12 protein-coding genes are annotated in these 14853 nt (G+C 72.9%); 6 read left to right on the top strand and 6 right to left on the bottom strand.

Annotated elements, in window-relative coordinates; translation table 11 throughout:
- Positions 1-45 precede the first annotated feature (45 nt).
- Positions 46-1008, top strand: coding sequence for an electron transfer flavoprotein subunit alpha/FixB family protein (locus ACFYOH_RS24480; RefSeq protein WP_388629030.1), 963 nt, complete (start codon positions 46-48; stop codon positions 1006-1008).
- A gap of 184 nt (positions 1009-1192) precedes the next feature.
- Complete coding sequence (locus ACFYOH_RS24475; RefSeq protein WP_388629027.1) at positions 1193-2491, top strand: DUF6986 family protein; 1299 nt, start codon at positions 1193-1195, stop codon at positions 2489-2491.
- Between the two features lie 116 nt (positions 2492-2607).
- On the opposite strand, the gene ACFYOH_RS24470 is transcribed toward ACFYOH_RS24475, so the two are convergent.
- Positions 2608-3657, bottom strand: coding sequence for a LacI family DNA-binding transcriptional regulator (locus ACFYOH_RS24470; protein ID WP_388629024.1), 1050 nt, complete (start codon positions 3655-3657; stop codon positions 2608-2610).
- A 267-nt stretch (positions 3658-3924) separates the two neighbouring features.
- On the opposite strand from ACFYOH_RS24470, the gene ACFYOH_RS24465 reads away from it, so the two are divergent.
- Complete coding sequence (locus ACFYOH_RS24465; protein WP_388629021.1) at positions 3925-4875, top strand: ROK family protein; 951 nt, start codon at positions 3925-3927, stop codon at positions 4873-4875.
- Between the two features lie 206 nt (positions 4876-5081).
- On the opposite strand, the gene ACFYOH_RS24460 is transcribed toward ACFYOH_RS24465, so the two are convergent.
- The 3 genes from ACFYOH_RS24460 to ACFYOH_RS24450 all read right to left on the bottom strand — a co-directional run bounded on the left by ACFYOH_RS24460 (position 5082) and on the right by ACFYOH_RS24450 (position 8457).
- Positions 5082-7121 (bottom strand): NPCBM/NEW2 domain-containing protein, encoded by a 2040-nt coding sequence (locus tag ACFYOH_RS24460; RefSeq protein WP_388629019.1) that lies wholly within the window; start codon positions 7119-7121, stop codon positions 5082-5084.
- A gap of 215 nt (positions 7122-7336) precedes the next feature.
- The gene (locus ACFYOH_RS24455) at positions 7337-8107 is read right to left on the bottom strand and encodes a maleylpyruvate isomerase family mycothiol-dependent enzyme (RefSeq protein WP_388629016.1); all 771 of its coding nucleotides are present in this window, start codon (positions 8105-8107) and stop codon (positions 7337-7339) included.
- Complete coding sequence (locus ACFYOH_RS24450; RefSeq protein WP_388629013.1) at positions 8104-8457, bottom strand: hypothetical protein; 354 nt, start codon at positions 8455-8457, stop codon at positions 8104-8106. The genes ACFYOH_RS24455 and ACFYOH_RS24450 overlap by 4 nt, the downstream gene beginning before the upstream one ends.
- Before the next feature lie 860 nt (positions 8458-9317).
- Between ACFYOH_RS24450 and ACFYOH_RS24445 the strand changes: the two genes are divergently transcribed.
- Together ACFYOH_RS24445 and ACFYOH_RS24440 are read left to right on the top strand one after the other, a co-directional pair.
- On the top strand, positions 9318-9512 hold the full coding sequence (locus ACFYOH_RS24445; protein ID WP_388629010.1) for a hypothetical protein: 195 nt from the start codon (positions 9318-9320) through the stop codon (positions 9510-9512).
- A 156-nt stretch (positions 9513-9668) separates the two neighbouring features.
- A complete protein-coding gene (locus ACFYOH_RS24440) occupies positions 9669-10712 on the top strand; it encodes an NUDIX domain-containing protein (RefSeq protein ID WP_388629007.1) in 1044 nt (347 codons plus the stop codon).
- An 80-nt stretch (positions 10713-10792) separates the two neighbouring features.
- On the opposite strand, the gene ACFYOH_RS24435 is transcribed toward ACFYOH_RS24440, so the two are convergent.
- Positions 10793-11497 carry an MBL fold metallo-hydrolase gene (locus ACFYOH_RS24435; RefSeq protein ID WP_388629004.1) on the bottom strand — a complete coding sequence of 235 codons (705 nt, stop codon included), beginning with the start codon at positions 11495-11497 and terminating at the stop codon, positions 10793-10795.
- Positions 11498-11558: 61 nt separating this feature from the next.
- Positions 11559-12911 (bottom strand): dipeptidase, encoded by a 1353-nt coding sequence (locus ACFYOH_RS24430; protein ID WP_388629001.1) that lies wholly within the window; start codon positions 12909-12911, stop codon positions 11559-11561.
- 141 nt (positions 12912-13052) lie between these two features.
- Between ACFYOH_RS24430 and ACFYOH_RS24425 the strand changes: the two genes are divergently transcribed.
- Positions 13053-14294 (top strand): geranylgeranyl reductase family protein, encoded by a 1242-nt coding sequence (locus ACFYOH_RS24425; RefSeq protein ID WP_388628998.1) that lies wholly within the window; start codon positions 13053-13055, stop codon positions 14292-14294.
- The last annotated feature ends 559 nt before the right edge of the window (positions 14295-14853 follow it).

The following is a 14853-nucleotide window of genomic DNA, read 5'->3' as shown; positions in this document are numbered from 1 at the left end:
CCCGCTGACCGCCCCTCACCTTCCGTTTCGCAGGAGAGCATTCCCATGGCTGAAGTCCTCGTCTACGTCGACCACGTGGACGGTGCCGTCCGCAAGCCCACCCTCGAGCTGCTGACCCTGGCCCGCCGCATCGGCGAGCCCGTCGCCGTCGCGCTGGGCAACGGCGCCGCCGACACCGCCGCCACGCTCGCCGAGCATGGTGCGACCCGCGTTCTCACCCACGACGCCTCCGAGTACGCCGACTACCTGGTCGTGCCGAAGGTGGACGCCCTGCAGGCCGCCCACGAGGCCGTCTCCCCGGCCGCCGTGCTGGTCCCGTCCTCCGCCGAGGGCAAGGAGATCGCCGCCCGTCTGGCGCTGCGCATCGGTTCCGGCATCATCACCGACGCCATCGACCTGGAGGCCGGCGACGAGGGCCCGGTGGCCACCCAGTCGGTCTTCGCCGCGTCCTTCACCACCAAGTCCCGTGTCATCAAGGGCACCCCGGTCATCACGGTCAAGCCGAACTCGGCCGCCGTCGAGGCCGCCCCGGCCGCCGGTGCGGTCGAGGCCCTCGCCGTGACCTTCTCGAACCAGGCGACCGGCACCAAGGTCACCGCCCGCACCCCGCGCGAGTCCACGGGCCGCCCGGAGCTGACCGAGGCCGCGATCGTGGTCTCCGGCGGCCGTGGTGTCAACGGCGCGGAGAACTTCTCGATCATCGAGGCGCTCGCCGACTCCCTCGGCGCGGCCGTCGGTGCCTCGCGTGCCGCCGTCGACGCCGGCTGGTACCCGCACACCAACCAGGTCGGCCAGACCGGTAAGTCGGTCTCGCCGCAGCTGTACATCGCCAACGGCATCTCCGGCGCCATCCAGCACCGTGCCGGTATGCAGACCTCCAAGACGATCGTGGCCGTCAACAAGGACGCCGAGGCCCCGATCTTCGAGCTGGTCGACTACGGCGTCGTCGGCGACCTCTTCGACGTCGTCCCGCAGCTGACCGAGGAGATCAAGGCCCGCAAGGGCTGAGCCTCACTCAGGCACGTCCGAGGCCCCGGTGACCGACGCGGTCACCGGGGCCTCGGTGCATCCTGGTGACGATCCGCCGGACCCCGACCACGGTCCGGACGGGGTGTTGACCAGCGAGAACCACCCGGATAACTTCATTCTACGGATTGTTGATTCCGTACTGCGGAAAATTGGAGGGTGTGGGATGGGGCAGCAGGAGAAGGTGGCGACGAGCCTCGCGGGTGCCGTGAGCGAGGAGGTCAGCGCCTCCCTCGCGCCGGTGGACGCGGAGCTGGAGCGCCGCTACCCCGGGGACCCCGGCACCCGGCAGCCCGTCCACACCGTCTACGTCCCCGGTGACGCCTTCGCCGCCGACACCATCCGCTCCTGGGGCGACCAGGCCCTCGCCGCCCTCGACGAACACGCCCCCGACGCCGCCTCCTTCGCGGCCGTCCTGGGCCTCTCGGACGAGCTGGCCGAGCCGGTCCACTCCCGCGTCCGCGCCAAGCTGGAACGCGAGCCGATCGAAGACCTGCGCGTCGACTTCGAGGACGGCTACGGCCCCCGCCCCGACGCCGAGGAGGACCAGGCGGCGGCCCGCGCGGCCCGGCTGATCGCGGAGGCGTACGCGAACGGCACGGCGGCGCCGTACATGGGCATCCGCATGAAGTGCATGGAGGCGGCGGTACGCGACCGGGGCATCCGCACCCTCGACGTCTTCCTCACCGGCCTGATCGATGCGGGCGGGCTGCCCGAGGGCCTGGTCCTCACCCTGCCCAAGGTCACGTACCCGGAGCAGGTCAGCGCGTTCGTGCGGCTGTTGGAGGCCTTCGAGAAGGTGCACGGCCTGGACGCCGGGCGGCTGGGCTTCGAGATCCAGGTCGAGACCAGCCAGTCCATCCTCGCCACCGACGGCACCGCCACCGTCGCCCGGATGATCCAGGCCGCCGAGGGCCGCGCCACCGGGCTGCACTACGGGACCTTCGACTACAGCGCCTGCCTCGGGGTCTCCGCCGCATACCAGGCCAGCGACCACCCCGCCGCCGACCACGCCAAGGCGATCATGCAGGTCGCGGCGGCGGGCACCGGGGTGCGCGTCTCCGACGGCTCGACCAACGTCCTGCCCGTCGGCCCGACCGAGAAGGTCCACGACGCCTGGCGGCTGCACTACGGCCTCACCCGCCGCGCCCTCGCCCGCGCCTACTACCAGGGCTGGGACATGCACCCCGGCCACATCCCGACCCGCTACGCCGCCGTCTTCGCCTTCTACCGCGAGGGCTTCGAACAGGCCGCCGGCCGCCTCGCCCGTTACGCCAACCGGGCCGGCGGCGACGTCATGGACGAGCCTGCCACCGCCAAGGCCCTCAGCGGCTATCTGCTGCGCGGCCTGGACTGCGGCGCCCTCGACATCGCCGAAGTCGCCCGCCTCACCGGCCTGACCCGCGCCGACCTGGAAGGCTTCGCCGCTCCCCGCCGGGGCGACCTGACGGCCTCCGCCAAGTAGCGGCAGCGAACCGGTCCCAGCCCGAGGGCGGGCACGGCTGCCCCGTACCCTGCGCGCCACACATCGACCAGGCGGACAGGGCAGCGGACGACAGAGGAACGGGGCGCACGGGCGGCTCAGTCGGCCGGCGGTAGCTCGCCCGAGCCGCGCGTGATCAGCCGGGTGGGCAGTTCGATGCGCTCCGGTGCGACGAGGCCGCTGTCCAGCTGACGGAACAGGCGCTCGGCGGCGGTACGGCCCAGGGCGGCCGCGTCCTGGGCGACGACCGTGACGCCCGGCTGGAGCAGATCGGCCAGCTCGATGTCGTCGAAGCCGACCAGGGCGACCCGGCGGGACTGCTCGGCCAGCACCCGGATCACGGTGACCGTCACCCGGTTGTTGCCCGCGAAGATCGCGGTGACGGGGGCGGGACCGGAGAGCATCTCCTCCGCCGCCCGGCGCACCCGCTCCGGATTCGTCTGCCCGAGGGACATCCAGGCCTCCTCGACCGGTATCCCCGCGTCCTCCATGGCCGCACGGTAGCCGCGCAGCCGCTCGGCGGCGGTGTGGATGCGCGGCATGTCGCCGATGAAGCCGATCCGGCGGTGGCCGTGGGCGATGAGATGGGCGACGCCGTCCCGGGCACCGCCGTAGTTGTCGGAGAGGACCACGTCGGCGTCGATGCGCCCGGCCGGACGGTCCACGAACACGGTCGCCACGCCCGCCCTGATCTCCGGTTCGAGATAGCGGTGGTCGTCCCCGGCCGGGATCACCACGAGACCGTCCACCCGCCGTGCGCACAGGGCCAGCGCCAGCTCCTGCTCGCGCTCCGGGTCCTCGGCGCTGGAGCCGTTGATCAGCAGCGCGCCGTGGGCCCGGGCCACCTCCTCGACGGCGCGGCTGAGCGGGCCGTAGAAGGGGTCGGCGAGGTCCTCCAGGACCAGCCCGATGCTCGCGGTACGGCCCTTGCGCAGGACCCGGGCGCTGTCGTTGCGGCGGAAGCCCAGCGCGTCGATCGCCTCCTGCACCCGGCGCTCGGTGTCCGGGGTGACACCGGGCTCGCCGTTGACCACCCGGGAGACCGTCTTCAGGCCGACCCCGGCCCGCGCCGCCACGTCCTTCATGGTCGGGCGGTTGCCGTAACGGGTGCCGGAAAGGCTGTCTGTGCGGCGGGTGGTCTCGGGCACGATGCGGCGTCCTGTCCTGTCGTCCGTCTTGTCGTCCGGTCACGGAACCGGTGCGTCCGGGGTGGTGCGCCGGTGCGCACGGGGTCGTACGCCCCGGGTGATGCGCCGATCCGTGGTTTGTATGAGGATGTGGCGTCGAGCATAGAGCCTGGACAACGTTGTCAGATGCGCGAGAGACTGTCCACTGCTGTCTGTCGGCCTGCGCCCCACGTGTGACTGGCCTGCGTGTCCTTGGTTCTCAAGCTTCGACGGGGAGATCTGACTCTGATGCACACCGACCTCGTGGCGGCCCTGGACATCGGCGGCACCAAGATCGCCGGCGCGCTGGTGGACGGCGACGGACGGATACTGGCGCGGGCCCAGCGCGGCACGCCCGCCCAGCAGGACGGCGAAACAGTCATGCGGGCCGTCGAGGAGGTCCTCGGCGACCTCGCCGGGTCGCCGCTGTGGGAACGCGCCGACACCGTCGGCATCGGCAGCGCCGGCCCGGTGGACGCCTCGGCGGGCACGGTCAGTCCGGTGAACGTGCCGGGCTGGCGGGACTTCCCGCTGGTCGAGCGGGTGCGCGCGACCACCGGTGGACTGCCGGTCGAGCTGATCGGCGACGGCGTCGCGATCACGGCGGCCGAGCACTGGCAGGGCGCCGCCCGCGGCCACGACAACGCGCTGTGCATGGTCGTGTCGACCGGCGTCGGGGGCGGCCTGGTCCTGAACGGCCGGCTGCACCCCGGGCCGACCGGCAACGCCGGGCACATCGGCCACATCAGCGTCGACCTCGACGGCGACCCGTGCCCGTGCGGCTCGCGCGGCTGCGTGGAGCGGATCGCGAGCGGCCCGAACATCGCCCGCCGCGCCCTGGACCAGGGCTGGCGTCCCGGCCCCGGTGGCGACACCTCGGCCGCCGCCGTGGCCGCCGCCGCCCGCGAGGGCGACCCGGTCGCGGTGGCCTCCTTCGAGCGTGCGGCACAGGCGCTGGCCGCCGGCATCGCGGCCACCGCGACCCTGGTCGAGATCGACATCGCCGTGATCGGCGGCGGCGTCGGCAAGGCGGGCGACATCCTCTTCACCCCCCTGCGCAAGGCACTCGGCGACTACGCCACGCTGTCCTTCGTCCAGCGCCTGCGGGTCGTTCCCGCGCAGATGGGTACGGACGCGGGGCTGGTCGGCGCGGCGGCCGCGGCGCTGGCTCGGCGGCCGGACGCGACGGCGGGGGTTTGAGCGGTAGCGCTGCTCGCCGGAGGTGCCGCCGGGCGGCGCCGTGGTGCTGCGGGCCGTCTGCCAGGCGCGGATGTGGAGTGGGGTGGGCTGGTCGCGCCCGCGCGGCGGAGCCGCATAGCAGACACGGCCCTGCGCCCCCGGGGGAGTCGCAGCCGCCCCACCTGGATCCGCGCCCTGGCCGGGCGTGACGGCCCGCAGCCGCACGGTCAGCAACTCACGCGTGCGTCTGCCCAGTCCGCGTGGTCCGAGTCGATGCCGTCGCCCGCGTCGGTGACGACCAGGCGGACCACCTGGGCGCCGGTGACGTCGGCGGTGAGGGGCTGGGCGGGCATCGCATTGGTCAGCACGCCGGTCGAGGCGACCTTCGTGCCGTCGGCCCAGATCTCGAAGGTGACGGTGCCCTGAGTGCCCTTCTCGTCGTCGACGCCGACGTCCGCGCTGACCTTGCTGCAGGCCTTGCCGGTGTAGAAGGAGACGTCGCTCAGGGCGTGGACGCCGAGGCCCTTCGCGTACACGGTGCCGCCGAGGGTGATCGGGTGGCCGTCGCCTGCGGCGCTCTCCCCGTTGCTGGTGTCGCGCTCCACCGACCCCCAGCCGCTGGTCGCCGACAGCCAGGGCAGGTCGCTGAGGTACGACGTCCCGGCGGGCGGCCGCACGACGACGGACGCGGTCAGTGAAAGGGTGCTGGTGACGCGTTGTCCGGCCGGTGAGAGGTAACGCGCTTGGAGGGTGAGGCCGTAGGAGCCGGTCGGTGTGCCGGCCGGCGCGGTGACGGTCCAGCCGGTGCGCAGGGTGCTGCCGGTGGCGAGGGCGGCGGCCGTGGCCGGCGACGAGGGCCGTACGGTCCACCCGTCGGGGCCGGTCAGGGACACGGACACCTGGCGCGCCGGAGTGCGGCCGAGGTCGGTGACGGTGCTGGTCAGCGTCGCCGGTGTACCCGCCTCCAGCAACGAGCTGCCGTCCAGGCCCAGTTCGGCGGCGGGCGGGTGCGTGGCCCAGCGCGGGTCGGCCGAGACGCGCAGCAGGACCGTGCCGTGGGCGGGGACGGTGGCCGCGATGGTGCCGGCGGTGTTGTAGCTCTTGTGCTGCCACAGGTCCCGCAGGGTGTACGCGGTGGCGTCGGGCAGGCCGACGGCGGACGCGGTGGTGGCGATCCGCTGCGCGGTGCCGGACTCGTTGAACAGGGCGACCGCGCGGCTGCCGTCCCTCATCTCCTTGGCGATGATCCAGCGTCCGCCCGCCGAGGAGACGTCCGTGCCCTGCTTGCCCAGCGGGTCCTGGTCGACGGCGATGACCTCCTTGTTGTCCAGGATGTCGAGGGTTCCCTGGGAGGCCTTGCGCAGATCGGTGCCGATCAGCAGCGGCGCGGCCATGACCGACCAGAGGGAGAAGTGCGAGCGGTACTCGGTGTCCGTCATGCCGCCGTTGCCGACCTCCAGCATGTCGGGGTCGTTCCAGTGGCCGGGTCCGGCGTACGGCGCGAGCGGCAGGTTCTGCTTCAGGATCGACAGCATCGAGGACCAGCTGTCGCTGATGTCACCGGTGGTCCGCCACAGGTGACCTACGTCCGACGCCCACTTCCAGGGCTTGTTCTGGCCCCATTCACAGATGCTGTAGACGATGGGCCGACCGGTCGCCTTGAGCGCGTCCCGCATGGTGGTGTACCGCTGCTCGGCGTCCACGCCCTGGTTGTTGCAGTTGTCGTACTTCAGGTAGTCCACGCCCCAGTCGGCGAACTGCTGGGCGTCGCTGTACTCGTGGCCGAGCGCGCCGGGGAAGCCCGCGCTGTTGCAGGTCTTGGTCCCGGCGCTGGTGTAGATGCCGAGTTTGAGCCCCTTGGAGTGGACGTAGTCGGCGACGGCCTTGATGCCGTTCGGGAAGCGGGCCGGATCGGGCACCAGCTTGCCGTCGGCGTCGCGCTGCGGCAGGGCCCAGCAGTCGTCCAGGTTGACGTACTGGTAGCCGGCGTCCTTCAGGCCCTTCGCCACGAAGAGGTCGGCGATGCCCTTGACCATGCTCTCGTTGAAGTCCGCGCGGCAGTGCGTGGAGTTCCAGTTGTTGAAGCCCATGGGCGGAGTAAGGGCGAGACCGTCGGCCAGGGCGGGAGCGGCCGGGCTTTGGACGGGGGCCGCCAGCGCGGGGCCGGCGAGGCCCGCCGCGCACAGCAGGCCTGCGGTGAGTGCTCCCGCGACTCTCCGGCGGGTTGTGCGGGTGTGGCGGGTCGTGCGGGTGTGAGGGTGACGCATCGTTGACGTTCCTCCGACTCGCGAATGGTGGCTGACGACAGGGCGGCGCCTGGGCGTCATGCATGTGTCAGCTGTGCGCGATTACGGTAGGACGTGTCGGACTGTGTTGGAAGAGGTGCGTCCCGACTGTTCGATATGCTGTCAGAAGCGGGGATGGCAGGGCCGTTTGGCGCAGTCGCTCCTGTCGTGCGTTCGGAAGTGTGCGCTTCCGGGGCTCACCCCTCGTCGTCGACGCGGCCCCAGCCGGGCAGCGGAGGCTGGGGCCAGGCGGGCGGGGCGGGGAGGAGAGGGGCCGGGCTGTCCGTCGTCAGCACGCCGGCCGGAGTCCGGCCGCTGAGCCAGCCGAGCACCTGGTGCCCGGCCCCGGCGACCGAGGGCCCCTCCGCCGCCATGGACCAGCGCCGGCCGAGATCCACGGCCGTCACCGAGGCGAGCGGAAACCCCTGGGTGCGCAGCGTGGAGAGGGTGTCGTCCAGCGCCCAGGAGACATAGCTGTCGGGCCACTGCTCGGTGCCATGGCCGAGGCCCAGGTCGAGGTGGTGGGTCTCCAACTCCCGCAGGCAGCGCAGCAGGATGTACCAGGCCGGGTGCCGCCAGCCGGCCAGTGCCGCGACCGGACGGTCCCAGGCGGGGGCCGGCATCTCGCGCGTCTGCGCCGTGAACCGGTCCAGGCTCTCCCGCAGCCGGGCCAGAAGCCGGTCGGCGGACAGGGCCGCGTCCCGCTCGATCGCCGCGGACAGCGTCGCCGTGTTCGCGCGCGGACCCGGTTCGCGGCCGGTGTGCGCGAGCCGCATGAGCCACACATAGGCGTCGACGCTGTGGGCGACATGGGCGAGCACATGGGCGCGTGTCCAGCCGGGCAGCTCGGACGGTGCGCGGAGTCCCGCGTCGGACAGGCCGGCCGCGGTGCGCAGGAGCCGGTCGCCGGAGCGCCGGACGTCCTCGATGCGGTCGCCTCCGGCGTGGCAGGCGGCGAGCTCGCTCACCGGAACTCCCGCACGACTTCGATACGGCCGACGATATGGGCGTTGAACTCGTCGAGCTCCTCCGCCGGGACCCACAGTTCGAGGATCGTCTCACCGCCGGCCTGGCGGACCGGATAGCGGCCGAGGAACTCCGTGTCGACCTCGAAGCGGGTCACGAAGCCGGCGCCGTCGTGCCTGACGTTCCAGTCCCGGGCGATGCGGATCGCGTAGTCCTCGTTGAGGACCGGGTAGAAGATCGGCTGCTCCGGAAGCCGGGGCGGCCAGGCCCGCCAGTCGAGCGCGCGGACCAGCTCCAGCTCCTTGGGGCCTGTCGGTCGCCAGAGGGTCGTCGTCGGGGGCCGGCTGGTCATGATGTCGCAATTCTGGTCGGGGCCTGCCACAGGAGCGGGAGGGCCGGGACCTCGGACGATACCGGCCCCATGCGGGAGCGGACCAGCGGGTTTCGACGGGGCCGCATCCTCTCGCCGCCGAGAACCGCCGTGCCGGATCGCGGCGTTGGGCGGCTGCTCGCCGCACCCGGGCCCGGTCGGCGATGGCTCCCGGCCGCCCGGCCACCCGCTCCAGCCGGTCGGCGAGCCGCGGGTGCCAGTCCGGCACGTGCTCGCGGCACGGCGGGCACGTGACACGCTCGGGGTGCCCTGAGCCGAGAGCGCGCGGCCCCCGCAGCCCGCACCCGTTCTGGCCTCGACGGACGGCGTGCCGACCAGACCGAACGTGGCGGCGCTGACGTTGCGCACCGCCGCCGCGTCGCCCTGTGCCTCGAGGTGGAGGTGAGCGCCGGACTTCTCGATGCACCCTCCTGCTGGCGTACCTGGTCCTGCCGGGCGTTGCTCTGGTCTTCCGTCGGTCGTTCCTCTGGCTTTCGCGCCGGGCGTTGCTCTGGTCTTCCGTCGGTCGTTCCTCTGGCTTTCGCGCCGGGCGTTGCTCTGGTCTTCCGCTGGGCGTTGCTCCCGTCTTCCGCCCGGCGTTCCCTGGCCTTCGCACGGGCGATGCTCCGGGCTTCCGCCGGGCCCTCGGCTTCCGCGCCGGGCGTCCTCCGGGCTTCCGCCGGGCGTTCTCCGGCTTTCACGCAGGGCGTCCCCCCGTCTTCCGCCGGGCGTCCCCCGGTTCTCCCCGGACGTAACCCCGGCCTTCCCGCCCGGACGTGACGCCGGTCGTCCGCTCGCGGGTATCCGCGTGACCCCTGGCCGGATCCGCAGTTGGTCAGTGCATGAAGAAGCGCAGCATGCTCGCCATCGCCACCCTGGCCACCGGATTCGTCGTGGCTGCCGTCACCCCCTCCCACGCGGCGGACCAGAGACCCCTCAAGGACCTCAAGGTCTCGGACACCCTCGACTCGGCCGGTCACCTGGCCGGCCAGGACAGCTTCGCCGTAGACGACAACGCGCTCGGCGGCCAGGAGTAGGCCCACGGCCCACGGCCCACGGCCCACGGCACGCGTGCCGGTGTCCCCACCTCAGCGGGCACCGGCACTGCCGTTCCGGCGCCCTCACCGGGGCGGGGTTTCCGTGGCAGGGTGGAGCGGGCAAGCCTCAGGGGGCCGACACAAGAGGGGGAGTCCGTGACCGTCGTCTGGATCAACGGCGCGTTCGGTGCGGGGAAGACCACCACCGCACGGGAACTGATCGAGCTGATCCCGAACAGCACGCTCTTCGACCCCGAGGTCATCGGCGCGGGGCTGAGGCACCTGCTGCCGGCCAAGCGCCTCGCCGAGGTCGGCGACTTCCAGGACCTGCCGATCTGGCGCCGGCTCGTGATCGACACGGCGGCCGCGATGCTCGCCGAACTGGGCGGGACGCTCGTGGTACCGATGACCCTGCTCCGCCAGGAGTACCGCGACGAGATCTTCGGCGGCCTCGCCGCCCGCAGGATCCCCGTGCACCATCTGCTGCTCGCCCCGGCTGAAACGATCCTGCGTGAGCGGATGGCCGGGCGGGAGATCCCGCCGGACCTGCCCGACGGCGAGATACGGGTGCGGCAGTGGTCCTCCGACCACATCGAGCCCTACCGCGCCGCCCTCGCCTCCTGGCTGACCGCCGACGCCCACCTCGTGGACACCAGCGCCCTCACCCCGTACGCCACCGCCGTCCGCATCGCCGACGCCGTCGGCAGCGGTGCCGTACCGCCCTGCGACATCGTGCAGACCCCCGAGCCGACTGCCGAGACCCTGGCCGCCGGGGTGCTGCTCTTCGACGAGCGCGACCGGGTGCTCCTCGTGGACCCCACCTACAAGCCCGGCTGGGAGTTCCCCGGCGGCGTCGTCGAGCGCGGCGAGGCACCGGCCCGCGCCGGAATGCGCGAGGTCGCCGAGGAGACCGGGATACGGCTGCGGGAGGTGCCCCGGCTGCTCGTCGTGGACTGGGAACGGCCGGTGCCGCCCGGCTTCGGCGGGCTGCGGCTGCTGTTCGACGGCGGCCGGCTGGAGACCGGCGAGGCGTCCCGGGTGCTGCTGCCGGGCCCGGAGCTGCGCGGCTGGCGTTTCGCCAGCGAGCAGGAGGCCGCCGAGCTGCTGCCGCCGGTCCGCTACGAGCGGCTGCGCTGGGCGCTGCGGGCCCGAGAGCGGGGGACCGCGCTGTATCTGGAGGCGGGCGTACCCGTCGGCTGACCTGCGTCTGCGGGCTGGTGGTTGTCCGGCCGACCTGGGAAGTGGTGCGGTGTGCCGGGGTTACGGCCGCCCCCCACTGGTCAGTGGGTGTTCGCGACCTTGCGCAGTGCGGCGGCGGCCCCTCCCACCACGGCGTCCCCGTGTCCAAAGCACGCCACCTCCGCGTCCAGCTCGGCCAACCGGACGACAGAGGCGAGGAGTTGGGGCCGGTCGAGGTTGAAGACGCCCGGGATCACCGTGCCGTCGACCGGTGAGGCCGCCACCGTGTCCCCGGTGAACAGCACCCGCTCGTCCGGCAGGAACAGGGCGATGCTGCCGTCCGTGTGCCCCGGTACGGGGATCACCCGGGCGCCGCCGCCGAAGCCCAGCACATCGCCGTCGGCCACACCGGTGACCGCGGCCGGGGGCACCGGTGTGCCCTTGGGCAGATGCCGGGCGACCTCCGCGTGGATGGGCAGCTCCCACTCCTCGAAACGGGGTGGCGGGCCCTGGAGTTCACCTCGCACGAACGGCGCGTCGAGATCATGGGCCAGTACCTCCGCGCCGCTCAGCGCCGCGAACTCGCCCGCCCCGCCCACGTGGTCCTCGTGGAAGTGGGTCAGCACGATCCGCCGTACGTCCCCGGGTGCGTGCCCCAGCGCCCCGAGCGCCTCGGCGATGGCGCGGCCGGCACCGATCGGGCCCGCGTCGATCAGCGTCCACCCGTCGTCATCACGCCAGAGATAGGCCTGGCCGACGGGGAAGCGCAGGAGGTGGAGCCGAGGGAGCAGTTCGATGACGTCCATGCGCCGACCGTAGGCGGCGCCCCCGCCCGAGGCGAGGGCGCTCTGCCACGGGCAGAAGGGATCAGCCCGCGTAGTTGCGCAGGAAGAGCGCCTCGGCGATCGACAGCTGCTCCAGCTCCCTGGGAGACACGCTCTCGTTGACCGCGTGGATCCGCGCCTCCGGCTCGCTCAGGCCGATGAGCAGGATCTCCGCCTGCGGGTACAGGCCGGCGAGGGTGTTGCACAGCGGGATGGAGCCGCCCTCACCGGCGTACTGCATGGTCTCGCCCGGGTAGGCGACCGCCATCGCGTCGGCCATCGCCTGGTAGGCCGGGCTGGAGGCGTCGGCGCGGAAGGCCTGGCCCTGGCCGATCTGCTCGGTGGTGACCCGGGCGCCCCACGGGGTGTGCGCCGTGAGGTGGGCCTCCAGCAGCTTGCTCGCCTGCCCCGCGTCCACGCCCGGCGGCACCCGCAGGCTGACCAGCGCGCGGGCGCTGGAGTGCACGGACGGGGTGGCGCCGACGACCGGCGGGCAGTCGATGCCGAGGACGGTGACGGCCGGGCGGGCCCAGACGCGGTCGGCGACCGTGCCGTTGCCGATCAGCCCGACGCCGTCGAGCACCTTGGCGTCCGCGCGGAACTGCTCCTCGGGGTACTCCAGGCCGTCCCACGTCCCCGTGGAGTCCAGCCCCTCGACCGTCGTCGTGCCGTCCTCGGCCCGCAGCGAGTCCAGCACGCGGATCAGTGCGGCGAGCGCGTCCGGGGCGGCGCCGCCGAAGGAGCCGGAGTGCAGATTGCCCGCGAGGGTGTCGATCCGCACCCGGACCAGGGTCATGCCGCGCAGCGTGGTGGTCACCGTCGGCAGGCCGACGCGGAAGTTGCCCGCGTCGCCGATGACTATGGTGTCGGCCGCCAGCAGCTCCGGGTGCTCCTCGGCGTACCGCTCCAGGCCGCCGGTGCCCTGCTCCTCGGAGCCCTCGACGATCACCTTGACGTTCACCGGGACGCCGCCGTTCGCCTTCAGGGCGCGCAGCGCGAGCAGGTGCATGATCACGCCGCCCTTGCAGTCGGCGGCCCCGCGGCCGTACCAGCGGCCGTCGCGCTCGGTCAGCTCGAACGGCGGGGTGGTCCAGCCGGCCTCGTCCAGCGGCGGCTGCACGTCGTAGTGCGCGTAGAGGAGAACCGTTTTGGCGCCCTCCGGGCCCGGCAGGTAGCCGTAGACGGACTGCGTTCCGTCCGGGGTGTCGAGCAGGGCCACGTCGACGAATCCCTCGGCGCGCAGCGCGTCGGCGATCCAGTTCGCGGCGCCCTCGCTCTCGCTCTTCGGGAACTGCGTGAAGTCCGCCACCGACTTGAAGGCGACCAGTTCGGTCAGCTCCGCCTTCGCTCTGGGCAGCAGCGAGGCGACGGTCTCGGCGACCGGATTCGACGACATGGGCACGCTCCTCGTGGGTGCGACGTTGCACAGCTTGAACAGGGTATGTGCCTCCGATACTCCCACAGCGGCCTGCGGCGATGGCCGCCGTAGGATGCGGGGGACACTACGGCAGCGGCTTGATCGGAGCGGTAGACCATCGTGAGCGGCGAGAACTCTTCGGCGGACGACGTGGAGCGGGTGTGGGACGTCGTCGTGGTGGGCGCGGGACCCGCAGGGGCCTCGGCGGCCTACGCGGCGGCGGTCGCGGGCCGGCGCGTGCTGTTGCTGGAGAAGGCCGAGTTGCCGCGCTACAAGACCTGCGGCGGCGGCATCATCGGCCCCTCGCGCGACGCGCTGCCACCCGGCTTCGAGCTGCCCTTCCGCGACCGGGTGCACGCGGTCACCTTCTCGAACAACGGCCGCTTCACCCGCACCCGCCGCTCCAAGCAGATGCTGTTCGGTCTGATCAACCGGCCCGAGTTCGACCAGCAGCTGGTCGAGCACGCCCAGAAGGCGGGCGCCGAGCTGCGTACGGGCGTCACGGTGCAGCGGGTCGAGCAGCACGGCTCGGCGGTGCCCGACCGGCGTACGGTCGCCGTGGTCCTGCAGGGCGGTGAGACGGTGCTGGCCCGCGCGGTCGTCGGCGCCGACGGCAGCGCCAGCCGCATAGGGGCGCACGTCGGGGTGAAGCTGGACCAGGTGGACCTCGGCCTGGAGGCGGAGATCCCGGTCCCGGAGCCGGTCGCCGAGGACTGGAAGGGACGGGTGCTCATCGACTGGGGCCCGATGCCGGGCAGTTACGGCTGGGTGTTCCCCAAGGGCGACACCCTGACGGTCGGCGTGATCTCCGCGCGCGGTGAAGGCGCCGCCACCAAGCGGTACTTGGAGGACTTCATCGCCCGCCTCGGCCTGTCCGGCTTCGAGCCGGCCGTCTCCTCCGGACATCTGACCCGCTGCCGTGCCGACGACTCGCCGCTGTCCCGGGGCCGGGTGCTGGTCTGCGGTGACGCGGCCGGACTGCTGGAGCCGTGGACCCGCGAGGGCATCTCCTTCGCGCTGCGCTCGGGCCGGCTGGCGGGGGAGTGGGCGGTGCGCATCGCCGAGGCGCACGACGCGGTGGACACCCGCCGCCAGGCCCTGAACTACGCGTTCGCGATCAAGGCCGGGCTCGGCGTCGAGATGAGCGTCGGCAAGCGGATGCTTTCCGTGTTCGAGAAGCGTCCCGGCCTCTTCCACGCGGCCCTCACCGGCTTCCGCCCCGCGTGGAAGGCCTTCCGGGACATCACCCAGGGCTCGACCTCTCTGGGCGACCTCGTCCGCACTCACCCCATCGCCCAGCGCGCCCTGACCGCGCTGGACCGGGGGGCGGCGGCTCCGGTCGAGGACCCAGCGGGTTCCTGACCGCACCGGACGAGGCCGACGAAGGGTCTCGCGGGCAGGAGGCCTTGTGCGGACCGGTCCCATGGAAGCCCGCGCCGACCGGCCCAGTGGGGCGCGAGGGCTGGTCCGGTGTGGGAGAAGCACGAGAACCGGGTCGGTGGGGGCGCGAGGGCTGGTCCGGTGTGGGGTGCGAGAGCCGGTCCGGTGGGAGAGGCACGAGCACTGGGCTGGGCGGGGCGCGAGGGCTGGTCCGGTGTGGGAGAAGCACGAGAACCGGGTCGGTGGGGGCGCGAGGGCTGGTCCGGTGTGGGGTGCGAGAGCCGGTCCGGTGGGAGAGGCACGAGCACTGGGCTGGGCGGGGCGCGAGGGCTGGTCCGGTGTGGGGCGCGCAAACCGGTCCGTTGCGGGAGAGGTACGAGAACCGGGCTGTGCGGGGCCCGCGTGGGACCGGGCCGGTGGGGGTGCGAGAACCGGTCCGGTGCGGGAGAGGTATGAGCACCGGGCCGGTGGGGTCCGCGGAGCTGGTCGGGTATGGGGTGCGAGAGCCGGTTCGGTGCGGGAGAGGCACGAGAACTGGGCT

Origin of the sequence: Streptomyces sp. NPDC007856, assembly GCF_042868225.1 — a bacterium.
In the GTDB taxonomy this organism is placed as follows: Bacteria; Actinomycetota; Actinomycetes; order Streptomycetales; family Streptomycetaceae; genus Streptomyces.
The sequence above is the reverse complement of the archived record's forward strand: the minus strand, read 5'-3'. Positions and strand labels throughout refer to the sequence as shown.

Coding starts and splice junctions, on each gene's coding strand:
- ACFYOH_RS24450 (WP_388629013.1), bottom strand. CDS start 8,457: ATGACCAGCCGGCCCCCGACGACGACCCTCTGGCGACCGACAGGCCCC.
- ACFYOH_RS24465 (WP_388629021.1), top strand. CDS start 3,925: ATGCACACCGACCTCGTGGCGGCCCTGGACATCGGCGGCACCAAGATC.
- ACFYOH_RS24480 (WP_388629030.1), top strand. CDS start 46: ATGGCTGAAGTCCTCGTCTACGTCGACCACGTGGACGGTGCCGTCCGC.
- ACFYOH_RS24435 (WP_388629004.1), bottom strand. CDS start 11,497: ATGGACGTCATCGAACTGCTCCCTCGGCTCCACCTCCTGCGCTTCCCC.
- ACFYOH_RS24445 (WP_388629010.1), top strand. CDS start 9,318: ATGAAGAAGCGCAGCATGCTCGCCATCGCCACCCTGGCCACCGGATTC.
- ACFYOH_RS24430 (WP_388629001.1), bottom strand. CDS start 12,911: ATGTCGTCGAATCCGGTCGCCGAGACCGTCGCCTCGCTGCTGCCCAGA.
- ACFYOH_RS24475 (WP_388629027.1), top strand. CDS start 1,193: ATGGGGCAGCAGGAGAAGGTGGCGACGAGCCTCGCGGGTGCCGTGAGC.
- ACFYOH_RS24460 (WP_388629019.1), bottom strand. CDS start 7,121: ATGCGTCACCCTCACACCCGCACGACCCGCCACACCCGCACAACCCGC.